Source organism: Shinella sp. GW835-FHT14H05 (assembly GCF_058793575.1).
This window is the reverse complement of the sequence record NZ_JBXAFY010000002.1, coordinates 635,309-647,954: the sequence shown is the minus strand read 5'-3', so window position 1 is coordinate 647,954 and position 12,646 is coordinate 635,309. Positions and strand designations below refer to the sequence as shown.

Annotated in this window: 12 protein-coding genes; 10 read left to right on the top strand and 2 right to left on the bottom strand. The window is 62.6% G+C overall.

Annotated features, from left to right (window positions below; genetic code table 11):
- Positions 1 to 4: 4 nt before the first annotated feature.
- Both AC1Q6Z_RS10420 and AC1Q6Z_RS10415 read left to right on the top strand, forming a co-directional pair.
- On the top strand, positions 5 to 1,099 hold the full coding sequence (locus AC1Q6Z_RS10420) for an ABC transporter ATP-binding protein (RefSeq protein ID WP_256115099.1): 1,095 nt from the start codon (positions 5 to 7) through the stop codon (positions 1,097 to 1,099).
- Positions 1,100 to 1,117: 18 nt separating this feature from the next.
- Positions 1,118 to 2,374 (top strand): LeuA family protein, encoded by a 1,257-nt coding sequence (locus AC1Q6Z_RS10415; protein WP_256115098.1) that lies wholly within the window; start codon positions 1,118 to 1,120, stop codon positions 2,372 to 2,374.
- Positions 2,375 to 2,407: 33 nt separating this feature from the next.
- Here the strand turns inward: AC1Q6Z_RS10415 and AC1Q6Z_RS10410 are convergent, their stop codons facing one another.
- The gene (locus tag AC1Q6Z_RS10410) at positions 2,408 to 3,316 is read right to left on the bottom strand and encodes a LysR substrate-binding domain-containing protein (RefSeq protein WP_256115097.1); all 909 of its coding nucleotides are present in this window, start codon (positions 3,314 to 3,316) and stop codon (positions 2,408 to 2,410) included.
- A 30-nt stretch (positions 3,317 to 3,346) separates the two neighbouring features.
- On the bottom strand, positions 3,347 to 4,348 hold the full coding sequence (locus tag AC1Q6Z_RS10405) for a LysR substrate-binding domain-containing protein (protein ID WP_492647707.1): 1,002 nt from the start codon (positions 4,346 to 4,348) through the stop codon (positions 3,347 to 3,349).
- Between the two features lie 180 nt (positions 4,349 to 4,528).
- Between AC1Q6Z_RS10405 and AC1Q6Z_RS10400 the strand changes: the two genes are divergently transcribed.
- The 8 genes from AC1Q6Z_RS10400 (at position 4,529) to AC1Q6Z_RS10365 (ending at position 12,637) form a co-directional block, all read left to right on the top strand.
- Positions 4,529 to 5,611 carry an isocitrate/isopropylmalate dehydrogenase family protein gene (locus AC1Q6Z_RS10400; RefSeq protein WP_256115094.1) on the top strand — a complete coding sequence of 361 codons (1,083 nt, stop codon included), beginning with the start codon at positions 4,529 to 4,531 and terminating at the stop codon, positions 5,609 to 5,611.
- 105 nt (positions 5,612 to 5,716) lie between these two features.
- Positions 5,717 to 6,604 (top strand): amidohydrolase family protein, encoded by an 888-nt coding sequence (locus AC1Q6Z_RS10395; protein WP_492647706.1) that lies wholly within the window; start codon positions 5,717 to 5,719, stop codon positions 6,602 to 6,604.
- A gap of 28 nt (positions 6,605 to 6,632) precedes the next feature.
- Entirely contained in the window at positions 6,633 to 7,643 is a 1,011-nt protein-coding gene (locus AC1Q6Z_RS10390) for a Bug family tripartite tricarboxylate transporter substrate binding protein (protein WP_256115092.1), read from the top strand.
- Entirely contained in the window at positions 7,627 to 8,628 is a 1,002-nt protein-coding gene (locus tag AC1Q6Z_RS10385) for a Bug family tripartite tricarboxylate transporter substrate binding protein (RefSeq protein ID WP_256115091.1), read from the top strand. The genes AC1Q6Z_RS10390 and AC1Q6Z_RS10385 overlap by 17 nt, the downstream gene beginning before the upstream one ends.
- The gene (locus AC1Q6Z_RS10380) at positions 8,625 to 9,584 is read left to right on the top strand and encodes a Bug family tripartite tricarboxylate transporter substrate binding protein (protein ID WP_492647705.1); all 960 of its coding nucleotides are present in this window, start codon (positions 8,625 to 8,627) and stop codon (positions 9,582 to 9,584) included. Before AC1Q6Z_RS10385 ends, AC1Q6Z_RS10380 begins: the two co-directional genes overlap by 4 nt.
- Positions 9,585 to 9,593: 9 nt before the next feature.
- Complete coding sequence (locus AC1Q6Z_RS10375) at positions 9,594 to 10,037, top strand: tripartite tricarboxylate transporter TctB family protein (protein WP_256115089.1); 444 nt, start codon at positions 9,594 to 9,596, stop codon at positions 10,035 to 10,037.
- Positions 10,037 to 11,548 (top strand): tripartite tricarboxylate transporter permease, encoded by a 1,512-nt coding sequence (locus tag AC1Q6Z_RS10370; RefSeq protein ID WP_492647704.1) that lies wholly within the window; start codon positions 10,037 to 10,039, stop codon positions 11,546 to 11,548. The genes AC1Q6Z_RS10375 and AC1Q6Z_RS10370 overlap by 1 nt, the downstream gene beginning before the upstream one ends.
- 108 nt (positions 11,549 to 11,656) lie before the next feature.
- Positions 11,657 to 12,637, top strand: a complete 981-nt coding sequence (locus AC1Q6Z_RS10365) for a 2-hydroxyacid dehydrogenase (protein WP_492647703.1) — start codon at positions 11,657 to 11,659, stop codon at positions 12,635 to 12,637.
- The last annotated feature ends 9 nt before the right edge of the window (positions 12,638 to 12,646 follow it).

Here is a 12,646-nt window from a genome sequence, read left to right as displayed (position 1 = left end):
ACGCATGCTGCGCCTGAACAATCTTCAAAAATCCTTCGGCAGCTTTCGCGCGGTGGAAAGTGTTTCGCTTAATGTCGGCGAAGGCGAACTCGTCACTTTGCTAGGACCAAGCGGCTGCGGAAAATCCACGACGCTGCGCTGCATAGCCGGGCTGGAAGGGCCGACCGGGGGCGAAATCTGGCTGGGCGATACCTGCGTCTATTCCGCCGAAAAGCGGCTGGACCTGCCGCCGGAAAAGCGTCGCATCGGCATGGTGTTCCAGTCCTATGCGCTGTGGCCGCACATGACGGTCGCCGAGAACGTCGCCTATCCGCTGCTGCGCCAGAAACTCTCCAAGGCCGATCGCGAGGCGCAAGCCATGCAGGCGCTGGAGCTGGTGGGGCTGGCGCATGCGCGCGACACCTCGCCCGGCCGGCTGTCCGGCGGGCAGCAGCAACGCATCGCGCTTGCCCGTGCGCTCGCCTCGCGCTGCCAGATCCTGCTGTTCGACGAACCGCTCAGCAATCTCGACGTGCGGCTGCGCGAACAATTGCGCGGCGAGATTCGCGAGATCCAGCGGCGCCTGGGCATCACCGCGATCTACGTCACGCATGATCAATCCGAAGCGCTGGCAATCTCGGACCGGATCGTGGTGATGGACAAGGGCCTCATCGTGCAGATCGATGGACCGAACGAGCTCTATTCACGCCCGCGGACGCGCTTTGCCGCAAGCTTTCTCGGCAGCGTCAACCTATTACCCGCCACGGTGGCCGACAGCGGGGTGACGGGAGGCCTGGCGCGCTATCGCACCGCCGCCGGCGCGATCGTCGGCGCGCCAGAACGGCCGGATGTCGGCGGTCCGGGCACAGCCGTGCAGTTCGGCATCCGCTCGGAACTCATCCGCCTGGTCGAGGATACCGCATCATTGCCTCCGGGCTGCAACATCTGGCCCGTGACGGTGCGCGACGCGGTCTTCCTCGGCGAAGGCATCGAATACACCCTCGTCACCGAGGACGGCCAGACGCTGACCGCCAAGGTTCCCCCCTACATCCGCTTGCAGCCCGGCGCCGCGGCCTATGCCGCCATCGCCCCGCAGGACTGCTTCATCATCATCGACTAACCATTTGGGAGAGATATCATGAGCTTACGCGAACAACACCCGGACCTGCTGAAAGAGGTCGACATCGACGAGCAGGAGCGCTGGATGACGCCGCTCGTCAACAAGGTGGCGATGGGGCACCGGCCGCAGGGGGTGATGGACCGCTGCATCATTCGCGACGATACGCTGCGCTCCGGCATCAACACGCCCGGCGTCTATGCCAACAACAGCATCAAGATGGTGCTGGCTGAAAAGCTGGAGGCGATGGGCGTCGTCGAGGCCGAGGTCGGCTACCCGACCATCCCGGAGCATATCGAATTCGTGAAGATGCTGCGGAACGCGGGCAGCAAGATGGAGCTTGGCCTGCACACCCGCTACTACGATCCCGACTACCGGACCGAAATCCAGAAGACCATCGATTCCGGCGCCGACCTGGTCAACCTGGTGGGCTACTGGGGTTACATCATGACCAACGCCCTCTGCCCGCAGAACTGGAACGGCGACATCGAGGGCCGTATAGGCGATGCCGTCAGCCACGCCCGCCAGTCCGGCGCCCGCAAGATCGCGGTCGGTACGGACTATCACCGGCTGGACCTCGTGGCCCGCGTCGTGCGCGCGGCCAAGGATGCGGGTGCGGACCGCATCGTCGTCTATGACGTGCGCGGCTGGTTCGTACCGGAAACGATGGCCTTCCTTGTCCGCTACGTCCGCGCGCTGGCGGGGCCGGATATCGAGATCGGCGTGCATTGCCACGACGACTATGGCCTTGCCACCATCAACTCGATCGAGGCGATCCGTGCCGGCGCGCTCACCTGCGACGTCACTATCAACTCGACCGGACATCGCTGCGGCAATGCGGCCTTCGAGCAGGTCGTGCCGGTGCTGGAATCGCTCTACAACATCCGCACCGGCCTCGACATGACCCAGTTGACGCCGCTGAGCGAAATGGTCGCCGAGCTTTACAAGTTCCCCATTGCCCGCAACCGCCCGGTCACCGGCCCGCACATGTATTCCTATGGCGGCAGCCATCTGGGCGGCATCCTGCGCGGCCAGTGGTATTTCTGGGAGAACATCAAGGCCGAGACCGTCGGCAACCGGCGCTCGGTTTCCTTCGGTTCGACCTCGCTGCGACGCGGCAAGACCGCACCCGTCACCGTCAAGATCGAATCGATGGGCCTGAACCCGGAATCCGCCAATATCGAGCGCGTTTTCGAGAAGCTGGAAAAGCTGATTTACGAAAAGGTCGAAATCGGCGAGCGGGAAGTCGAAGCCGTGATCCACGAGATCTATGGCTGACCGTCCAGGAGGGGAGCTTTCCGGTTCCCCTCGCTATTTCTGGCCGGGCCAAGCCTCTGCGACATATTCCCGGGCATGTTTGATGAAGATGCGGCTGGTGTGGGACATTTCCCGCTGCATCGGCAGCAGGATACGGAACTCATAAATCAGCTTTGGCAGGAAGGGCCGCAAAACGAGCCCTTTCGACAAGAACGCGCGGGCCGAAATCTCGTCCACCACCGAGACACCAATGCCCGTCGCCACCATTTCGCAGATGATCGCGCTCGTCTGCGCCTCGACCAATATCCTGGGCGTCACATCCGACTGCTGGAAGGCCAGGTCGACCTTCTGGCGGTGCCGTGAACCGGGAGGCATGGCGACAAAGGACACACCGCGCAGATCGTCGGCCGTCACGACGTCGCGTGCGGCCAGCGGATGGTCCGGCGGCATGATGCAGACGGCGTTCACCCGGATGAAGTCCTGCGTGAAAGAGGAGGGGTAATCGATCGGATAGTTGGTCAGCGCGACATCGAACTGCTGCGTGTCGAGCCAGGCGCGCGCATCGCGGCTGAGCACGGTCTTCAGCGTGATGTGTAGGTCCGGATTGTTTTTGCTCAGCCGCTGGAAAACGGAGGGCAGGATGCCGTGTGCCATGGGCATGGTGGCCAGGATGTTCAGCGTCCCGCCCACATTGCGGATGCCTTTGATGAAGCTGCTGAGGTGGTCGAGACCATAAAACGTCCGCTCCAGCTCTGCGAATAAGATGTCGGCCTCGGGCGTGGCACGCAGACGGCCGCCGCTGCGGACAAACAAGGACAGGCCGGATTGAAACTCCAGGTCGGAAATGAGGCGGCTGATGACCGGCTGCGTAATCCCCAGCATGGCGGCGGCCTGCACCGTGGTGCCCGTCAGCATCAGGGCCCGAAACGCCTCCAACTGACGCAGGTTTAACATGCGGGGCATGACAGCTCCTTCATAGCTTGAAATTGCGCATCAGCTTTCAAGGCGGGTGGACTGCATCAACGGCGCCGGCATGGCGGTGATCTCGTTGGAGGCGATGGCATCGGAGGAGTGCGCTCTTTCAAGGGTTTTGCGCACTTTGGCCGCCGTCCATCGGGGATCGAACATGCGGATGAAATCGTAGGTGTAGCTGCGGACGTAGGATTCCCGGTTCAGGCCGATATAGATCGTGTTGGGCCTGAACAGATGCGACACGTTTATGGCGCGGATATCGGCATCGACCTTTTCGTCGTAGACGATGTCGCCGACGATAGCGATGCCGAGGCCGATCTTTACGTAGGCCTTCATGACGTCGGAATCGGTCGCGCTGACGATGACGCGCGGTTCCAGTCCCGCCTTGCGAAAGGTCTCGTGAATTTGAATGCTGCCCGTGAAGACATCGTCATAGGTGATCATGGGAAAGCGCGAGAGGCGCTCCAGCGTGATCGGGCCGCCGCTCAGCAATTCGTGGTCGGGCACGGTCAGGATGATGCGCCCCAGATCGTATGACGGCAGGAGGAGGAGGGGTGCGGCCGGCTGGGAGGGGCTTGCCGCGATGGAAAGGTCCGCCATGCCGGATGTGAGCCAGGTCGCCACTTCCGTGGGATTGCCCTGCTTCAGGCTCAGCCTAACCTTCGGATAACGCTGGACGAAGGCCAGAACAGTGGGCGGCAGCATGTAGCGCGCCTGCGTATGGGTTGTCGCGATGACGAGGGTTCCTTCGTCACGCGCACTGTATTCGTCGCTGATGGTCCTGATCGTTCCGGCATCACTGATCATGCGCCGTGCTATACCAAGTATCTCCTGCCCGGCTTTGGTCAAGCCGAGCAATCGTTTTCCGCTTCGGTGAAATACCTTTACGCCAAGCTCGTCCTCGAATTGCTTCATGTAGCGGCTGACGCCCGGCTGCGACCGATTAAGAGCATCGGAAGCATTTGATATATTCAATCCGCTGTCGACGATCTCGCAGAGATATTGCAGGTGCTGGAGCTTCATGGTTTTTCATTATGCTGAAAGGTTATAATAATGGAAGACTATATTATTTGACGCTCTAACACAACGGCGCCTAAATGACGGCCAAGGCCGCGATGTCGGTCGCCGGATTGCGAAAAAACAAGCGCAACCGGTCAAAGGCAGGGAAGAAATCAAGGAGTGGTTATGCCGATGGAAAGTCCCGTGAAAATTGCCGTTCTGCCGGGAGACGGCATCGGTCCGGAGATCACAGATTCGACGGTAAGCGTTCTCGAGGCGGCTGCAGCCCAGGTCGGGCTGGCCCTCGTGCTGACATCGGCGTATGTCGGCTGGAAGGCCTACGAGGCAACGGGCTCCACCCTGCCCGCTGAGACCCTCGATGTCGTGGATACCCATCAGGCTCTCATCGTCGGCCCGACATTTGCCGGCGAATATCCAAAGGACGATCCGGTGCGCGGCCATCCCAACGGCCTGCTGCGCCGTCGTTTCAAGCTCTTCGCCAATGTTCGCCCCGTCGAGGCTTGGCCGCAGTTCGATCCGCTGGTGCCGGACCTGTCCATCACGGTGCTGCGCGAGAACACCGAAGGGTTCTATCCGGACCGCAATCTCGCCTGGGGTTACGGCGAGTTCAAGCCGACGGAAGACGTGTCCCTGTCGTTGCGCGTCATCACGAAGGCGGCATCCGACCGCTTCGCGCGTTTCAGCTTCGACTATGCCCGTGCGGCTGGTGAAAAGCGCATGTCGATCATCCACAAGCGTACCGCCTTGCCGCAGACCGAAGGGCTGTTCATCGATGCCTTCGAGGCGCTGCGCCCATCCTATCCTGATATCGACATCGATATCGTGCGCGTGGATACGTTCAGCTCATCCTTCCCGCGCGATCCGCAGCGTTTCCGGATCGTGGCGACGACGAACCTGTTCGGGGACATCCTGTCGGACCAGGCGTCCGGTCTTGCGGGCGGCGTGGGCATGGCGCCGTCGCTGAATGCCGGCCACGATCACGCCATGGCCCAGGCGGTCCACGGCACGGCGCCCGATATTGCCGGCAAGGATCTGGCGAACCCTTCCGCGCTGATCCTCTCGACGTCACTGCTGATGCGGTGGATCTTCCAGAAGACCGGCAATGAAAAATGCCGTGACGTCAGCCGCATCATCGACAATGGCGTGCGCAAGACCATCGAGCGCGGCATCGTGCCCCCGGACCTCGGCGGTAAGGCCGGCACCAAGGCATTCACGGCCGGCATCATTGAGACGATCAAGCGGGAAGCCGCGTTGCAGCCTGCCTGACGCGAACCGCAATTCGGACGGCGGGCCGTCGGCGATGCGGCCAAGTCCATCGCCATCCGCCCGCCGAAGCCGGTTCGTCTCCGAAAAGCGTAATGAGGAGTTTCGATGTCCACTACCGATGCCACAATCGTGGAGCCGACCATTGCCGCGCCCGTCGCGCAGACGCGCAAGCCCGATCGCAAGCTGCCTGCGGGAAGCTGCGATTGCCACGCCCACATATTCGGCCCGCAAGACAAATACCCGTACAGCCCGAAGCGGCGCTACACGCCACACGACGGCCCCTTGGACCGCTATATCGCGCTTCTCGGCACGCTGGGCATCGAGCGGGGAGTGCTCGTGCAGCCCAGCACCTACATGCGCGACAATACTGCCCTGCTGGACGCGCTCGCCGTGAACAGGTTCCCGCTGCGCGGTGTCGTCGTCGTGACGCCGGAGGAGGTGTCAGACGCCGATCTCCAGCGCATGGACGCGATCGGCGTGCGCGGTATAAGGCTGAACCTGCGCCACGAAAATGGCGCCGGCGCCAGTGCTGCGATGGATCTCGCCCGCCGCATCGCACCACTTGGCTGGCATCTCCAGTTTCGGATGAACCCGGAGCAATTCGTCGACCAGCAGGATCTGCTTTCCGGCCTTCCCGTGCCGGTCGTGGTCGATCATATCGGCCAGGTGCCGGTCGAGGCTGGTCTTGATGGCCCCGTTTTCCAGGCCATGCTGCAGCTGCTGGAGAAAGGGCGCTGCTGGATCAAGCTGTCCGGGCCGATGCGCGTCTCGAAGCAGGAATTTCCGTATCCTGATGTGACGCCGTTCATCCATAAACTCGTCGCCACGCGCCCGGACCGCCTGCTGTGGGCGACGGACTGGCCGCACACGACGATCAACAAGGCAATGCCCAACGATGGAGATCTTGTGGACTTGCTTTCAAGCTGGATTCCTGACGACGCGGCCTTGAAAAAGGTTCTGGTCGACAATCCCGCGGAGGTCTACCGCTTTTAGCCAAGACGAAGGATGCCGTCATTGAGGAGTGGCCGGCATCTCAACAAAGGGAGGAACTGTGATGAAACGCCTAACGGGCTGGCTGTTCGCATTCTGTGCGATGGCATTGGCCATTCAACCTCATGCCGTCCAGGCACAGGAAACCTATCCCAATCAGGCGATACGTTTCGTCGTGCCGTTTCCGCCAGGCGGCGGCGCCGATACGCTGGCGAGGATTGCCGGCGAAGCCGCCGGCAAGCAGCTCGGACAACAGTTCATCATCGAAAACCAGCCGGGTGCGGGCGGCAATCTCGCTGCCATTGTCGTGAAGGATGCTGCGCCCGACGGCTACACCTTGCTTCAGGGTAATGTCGCCCACACGATCGGCATGAGCCTCTATGACGACCCCGGCTACGAGATACAGCAGGACTTCGTGCCGATCATCCGGCTCGGCTCGTCCGCCTTCATCCTGGCGGTCGGTCCCAACGTACAGGTCAAGACCCTTCAGGAATTTGTCGAACTGGCGCGCTCGAAGCCGGGCGAACTGACCTATGGATCTTCCGGTAACGGCGGACCAAGCCATCTCGCCATGGAAATGCTGAAGTCCACGGCGGGCATCGACGTCCGGCACATTCCTTACAAGGGTGCCGCACCTGTCCTGACGGATCTCCTGGGCGGGCGCATCGACGCGGCATTCCTGACGCTTCCGGCCGCAATACCCCAGATCGAGGCCGGCGCGATCAAGGGACTGGCCGTCACAAGCGCCCAGCGCAGCATGCTGGCAGCCAACTTTCCGACGGTCGCCGAGAGCGGTTATCCCGGATATGAAGCGGTGACCTGGTTCGGCCTCATGGCGCCGAAGGGCACGCCCGCGGAAATAATCGGCAAACTCCACAAAGTTTTCCAGGGCGTCATTAGTGATCCCGTCATACGCCAGGGGCTGCTCGATCGCGGCTTCGACGTGGTCGACAACACCGCCGAGGAATTCGCCGCCTTCGTGTCTTCAGAGACCAAGAAATGGGCCGTAACCGTGGAGCAGTCTCATGCCAAAGCTGATTAATCGACGTTCCTTCTGTCACGCGGCTGCATTTGTCGCCGCGTCCGCTCTGTCGGCGCATCTGGCGACTGTCCCTGCCTTCGCCGACGACTACCCTGACCGTCCTGTAAGGATCGTGGTGCCCTTTGCCCCGAGCGGCGGCGGCGACATCATCGTACGCCTGGTCGCGGCACAATTGCAGGCGCGCCTCGGACAGCCGGTCATTGTCGAAAACAGCGACGGGGCAGGGGGCGCCGTCGGATCGGCTGTTGTGGCCGAGTCTGCGCCCGATGGCTATACGCTCCTGATGGCGAATGTTGCGCCGATGGCGATCAGCGTTACCATCGATCCGCAGCTGCCGTACAATCCGCGCACTGACTTCGCCCCGGTATCGTTATTGGCCACCTTTCCGAACGTCCTCGTCGTACAGCCCAGCCTTGGGGTGAATACCGTCCAGGAGCTGGTCGAGAAGGCGAAGGCGACACCTGGCGAACTCACGTTCGCATCCGCCGGCAATGGAAGCACGACGCATCTGTCCGGCGAGTTTCTCAAGCTCAAGGCCGGCATCGACCTTACCCACGTTCCCTATCGTGGCGGCGGTCCGGCCTTGACGGCGGTTATCGGCGGTGAAGTGTCAATGTATTTCAGCAGCCTTCCCGCCGCCAAGCCGCATATCGAGCAGGGTACGCTGAAGGCGCTGGGCCTCACCAGCCTCGAACGGTCAAAAGCCGCGCCGGACATTCCGGCACTTGCCGAAACGTTCGAGGGCTTTGAGGCTGTCACCTGGATCGGGCTCGTCGCTCCCGCCGGCACGCCGGAAGCGATCACAGAGCGTCTGGCCAAGGAAATCGGCGAGATCATGAAGGACGAGGCGATCGCATCCAAAGTGCGTGAACTCGGGGCCGAGCCCGTCACCGACACGCCTGCCGAATTCAAGGACTATATTTCGTCGGAAATCAACAAGTGGGGTGATATCGTGAAGGCGGCGAAACTGGAGATAGCCCAGTGACGCAGGCGATCGAGTTTCCGGCGGAAAGCCTTGCCGGCAGAGGCGCTGCCCCGTTGCAGGTTGTGGTTGGCTTCTCGCCGGGGAGCGCTTCCGACGACATTGCCAACCTGATGGCGCCAGCCATCGGCCGCGAGTCCGGGCGTGCGGTGGAAATCCACCGCATCCAGGGCGAGGATGGCGCACGGGCCGCGCGGTTCGTGGCGGCGAGCAAGGACGCCGACGTGCTGATGATCGCCACGCTCGGCACCCATGCGCTTCTCCCGAATGCCCAGCCCGAGGCCGGCTACGATCCGATCGAGGATTTCACGCCGGTCATCTTGCTCGCGCAGGCTCCGATGGTCCTTGCGACCGGTGCGTCCTCGCCCTATCGGACCTTGGGCGACGTGCTGGCGGCCTGCCGGGCCGGGCCGGGCCGGCGGAGCTTCGCCGCTTCGGCCACGGTGGGCGCGCCCCTCCTGGCAACGCAGCTGTTTGGGCGGAAGGCGCATATCGACCTTAATACGGTCATCTACGATCAGACCAACGAGCTTTACGCAGACCTCGCCGCCGGCCGGGTGGACTTCAGCTTCAACAACCTGATGTCGATGCTTCCGCGTATCCGCCGCGGCGAGCTGCACGCACTCGCCGTAACGTCGCCTACCCGGATTCCCCTCCTTCCCGACGTGCCCTCCGTGGCGGAGATGGGAATGCCGGATTGCGTGGTTCTCAACTGGCTGGGGCTGGTCGGGTCGAAAAGCCTGCCGTCCCAAAGGGCCGAGATGTTGAATGCGGCTTGCCGGTCGGCGCTGGCGTTCGGTGAGATTGCCTCTGCGCTGGAGCGGAGCGGACTCTCGTCCACGCCCGGTAGCGCCGATGGGTTCGGCCGCTTCATGCACGCCGAACGCGTGCGATGGGACGCTCTTTCCAATGTCGGGGCGGATGAACTTGGGTCCGTGGCGATCCTTTCACAGAGCTGAGATGCCATCATGCATGTGACGAAAGATCTACTGTCCGGAATCATCTTCATGGCGCTTGGTGCCGGGGCGACGGTGATCGGCAGTTCGTACCGGCTGGGAACGCTGGCGGCGATGGGGCCGGGTTACTTCCCCGTCGTGCTCGGCATCAGCATCACGGCACTCGGAGCCCTTGTCGCCATCCGCGCGGCGTTGCGGCCGGATTCGTCCGAGCCGCTGGAAAGGCTGCATCTGCGCCCGCTGCTGTTCGTGCTTGCCGCCGTGGCGGTGTTCGGACTTCTGATCCAGTCCTACGGCCTGGTCGCAAGCGTGCTCGCCCTAGTCTTTCTCAGCCGCTTTTCGCGTTCCGAAGGCACCTGGCTCGAACTGGCGGCCATGCTGGTTGTGCTGACCGCCATCCCCGTCGGCGTCTTCGTCTATGGGCTGGGTCTTCCTCTCAAGCTTTGGTTCTTCTGATGGATATTTTCTCCAATCTAGCGCTGGGCTTTGGTGTCGCGTTCTCGCCGGAAAACCTGCTCTACTGTTTCATCGGCGTGTTGCTGGGAACCTTCATCGGCGTTCTGCCGGGTGTCGGGCCGCTGGTGACGATCGCCGTTCTCCTGCCCCTGACCTTTGGCCTGCCGCCCGAAGGCGCGCTCATCATGCTGGCCGGCATCTACTACGGTGCGGCCTATGGCGGCTCGACCACGGCCATCCTCTTGAACCTGCCGGGGGAATCGTCATCGGTGGTGACGTGCATCGACGGCTACCAGATGGCGCGCAAAGGGCGCGCCGGTGCAGCACTCGCCATTGCGGCGATCGGTTCCTTCATCGCCGGCTGTTTCGGAACGGCGCTGATTGCGCTTGCCGGTCCACCGCTGACGGCGATCGCGCTCGACTTCGGGGCCGCCGACTACTTTTCCCTCATGCTGATGGCGGTCGTGTTCACTGCCGCACTTGCGCAGGGTTCCCTTTCCAAGAGCATCATCATGGCGCTGGTGGGCGTGCTGATCGGGCTTGCCGGCACCGACGTCAATTCCGGCGTGCGTCGGTTTACCTTCGGGGCCTATGGCCTTGTGGAAGGCATCGACTTCACGGTCGTGGCGATGGGGCTCTTTGCTATCTCGGAGATCGTCAGGAACCTCGAAAATTCGGGGTCGCAGGAGGTCGCCACGGCCAAGGTCGGTAACCTCATGCCGAGCCGCCAGGAGTTGCGGGAGGCAGGTTTCCCCATCCTTCGCGGCACGCTGGTCGGCACGTTCTTCGGCATCCTACCCGGCGCCGGCCAGACGATCAGCTCGTTTGCCGCTTACATGATCGAGAAGCGCGTCTCGCGCGATCCGTCGAAGTTCGGGAAAGGGGCCGTTGCCGGACTTGCAGCGCCGGAAGCGGCTAACAACGCGGCCGCCCAGACGTCGTTCATACCGACGCTGTCGCTGGGCATTCCGGGCAGCGCCACGATGGCCCTGATGCTAGGTGCACTGATGATCCAGGGCATTTCTCCCGGACCACAGGTCATGTCGCAGCATCCCGCTCTCTTCTGGGGCCTGATCGCCAGCATGTGGATCGGCAATCTGCTGCTCGTCATCCTCAACCTGCCGCTCGTCGGATTGTGGGTGAACATGCTGCGCCTGCCGTATCGTTGGCTGTTCCCTGCGATCTTGGTGTTCTGTTGTATCGGAGTGTTTTCCATCAACTACAGCCCCCTCGATATCTATCTCATCGCGGTCTTCGGGTTGGTCGGCTACGTCCTGGTCAAGCTCAATTGCGAGGTGACGCCGTTCATCCTCGGCTTCGTGCTGGGACCGATGATCGAGGAAAACTTCCGACGGGCGCTGCTTCTGTCAAAGGGCGACCTGACCACGTTCGTCACCTCGCCCATAAGCGCCGGGTTTCTGTTTCTGACAGCAATCGTCGTGATCGCGATGATCGTTCCGGCCCTCAGGAAAAAGAAGGATGAAGTCGTTCTCGACGGCGAGACCGGCTAACCGCAAACCGTAACCGGAAGATCGCGCTGGCTGGTGTCTCGTCGCCGAGCCGAAGGATGAGCCATGCCCGAAATTACGCAGAAATCCGAAGTGCCAGGAGCGCGAGACATGGGCGACCATATCGTTGGGATCATAGATTCGTTTCATTCCAAGTCGATCGACGCGATCGCCTCTAGGCTCCCGTCCGGGTGGCGCCTGAGCATCGCCGAGGGAACCAGCGAGGCGGCCAGGCACGATGCCCTGCGCGATGTCGACGCCCTCTACGTGATGGCATCGCCGATATCGGCGCCTTTGCTCGACGCTGCTCCGCGCCTCCGTTTCATCCAGAAATTGGGGGCGGGCGTCGACCGCATCGATGTTCACGCCTGCCTCGAACGAGGCATCGCCGTGGCAAGGCTGCAAGCGGGCAACGCGATCCCGGTTGCGGAACACACGCTGCTCCTGATGCTGGCGGCGTGCCGCCGTTTGCCCTTGCTCGACCGCGAGACGAGGGCAGGGGGCTGGGACAAGGAGGAAGCCCGAGGTTTTGGCCGGCAGATACACGGCAAGACGGTGGGTATCGTCGGCCTCGGCGCGATCGGCCAGACGGTGGTACGGCTGCTGAAAGGTTTTGCAGCTGATATCTGCTACTACGATCCCCGGCGCGCTGACGCCTCGGTGGAAAGCGCCCTCGGCGTTCGCTACGTCTCCCTCGACGCGCTTGTCGAACAGGCGGATATCTTGTCGCTTCACCTGCCCCTGACGAACACGACGGCCAATCTTTTCGATGCCAGCCGCCTGTCTGCCATGAAGCCGGGATCGATCCTGGTCAACTGCGCGCGTGGCGGCCTGGTCGACGAGGCCGCCTTGCACGACGCGCTGGTCAGCGGGCGCATATTTGCGGCCGGCCTCGACGCTTTCGCGAAAGAGCCACCGGTCGGTAGCCCGCTTCTCGGCCTGGATCAGACGGTCGTGACGCCGCACACGGCGGGCGCGACACTCGATAATTTCGGCAGCGTCGTCGAGCGCGCGGTGCGCAATACGGAGGGGTTTTTCGCCGGCGCCGAACTTCCGGAAAACGACATCGTGTTGTTGCCGCCCCACGCCTAGGCGGGCCTG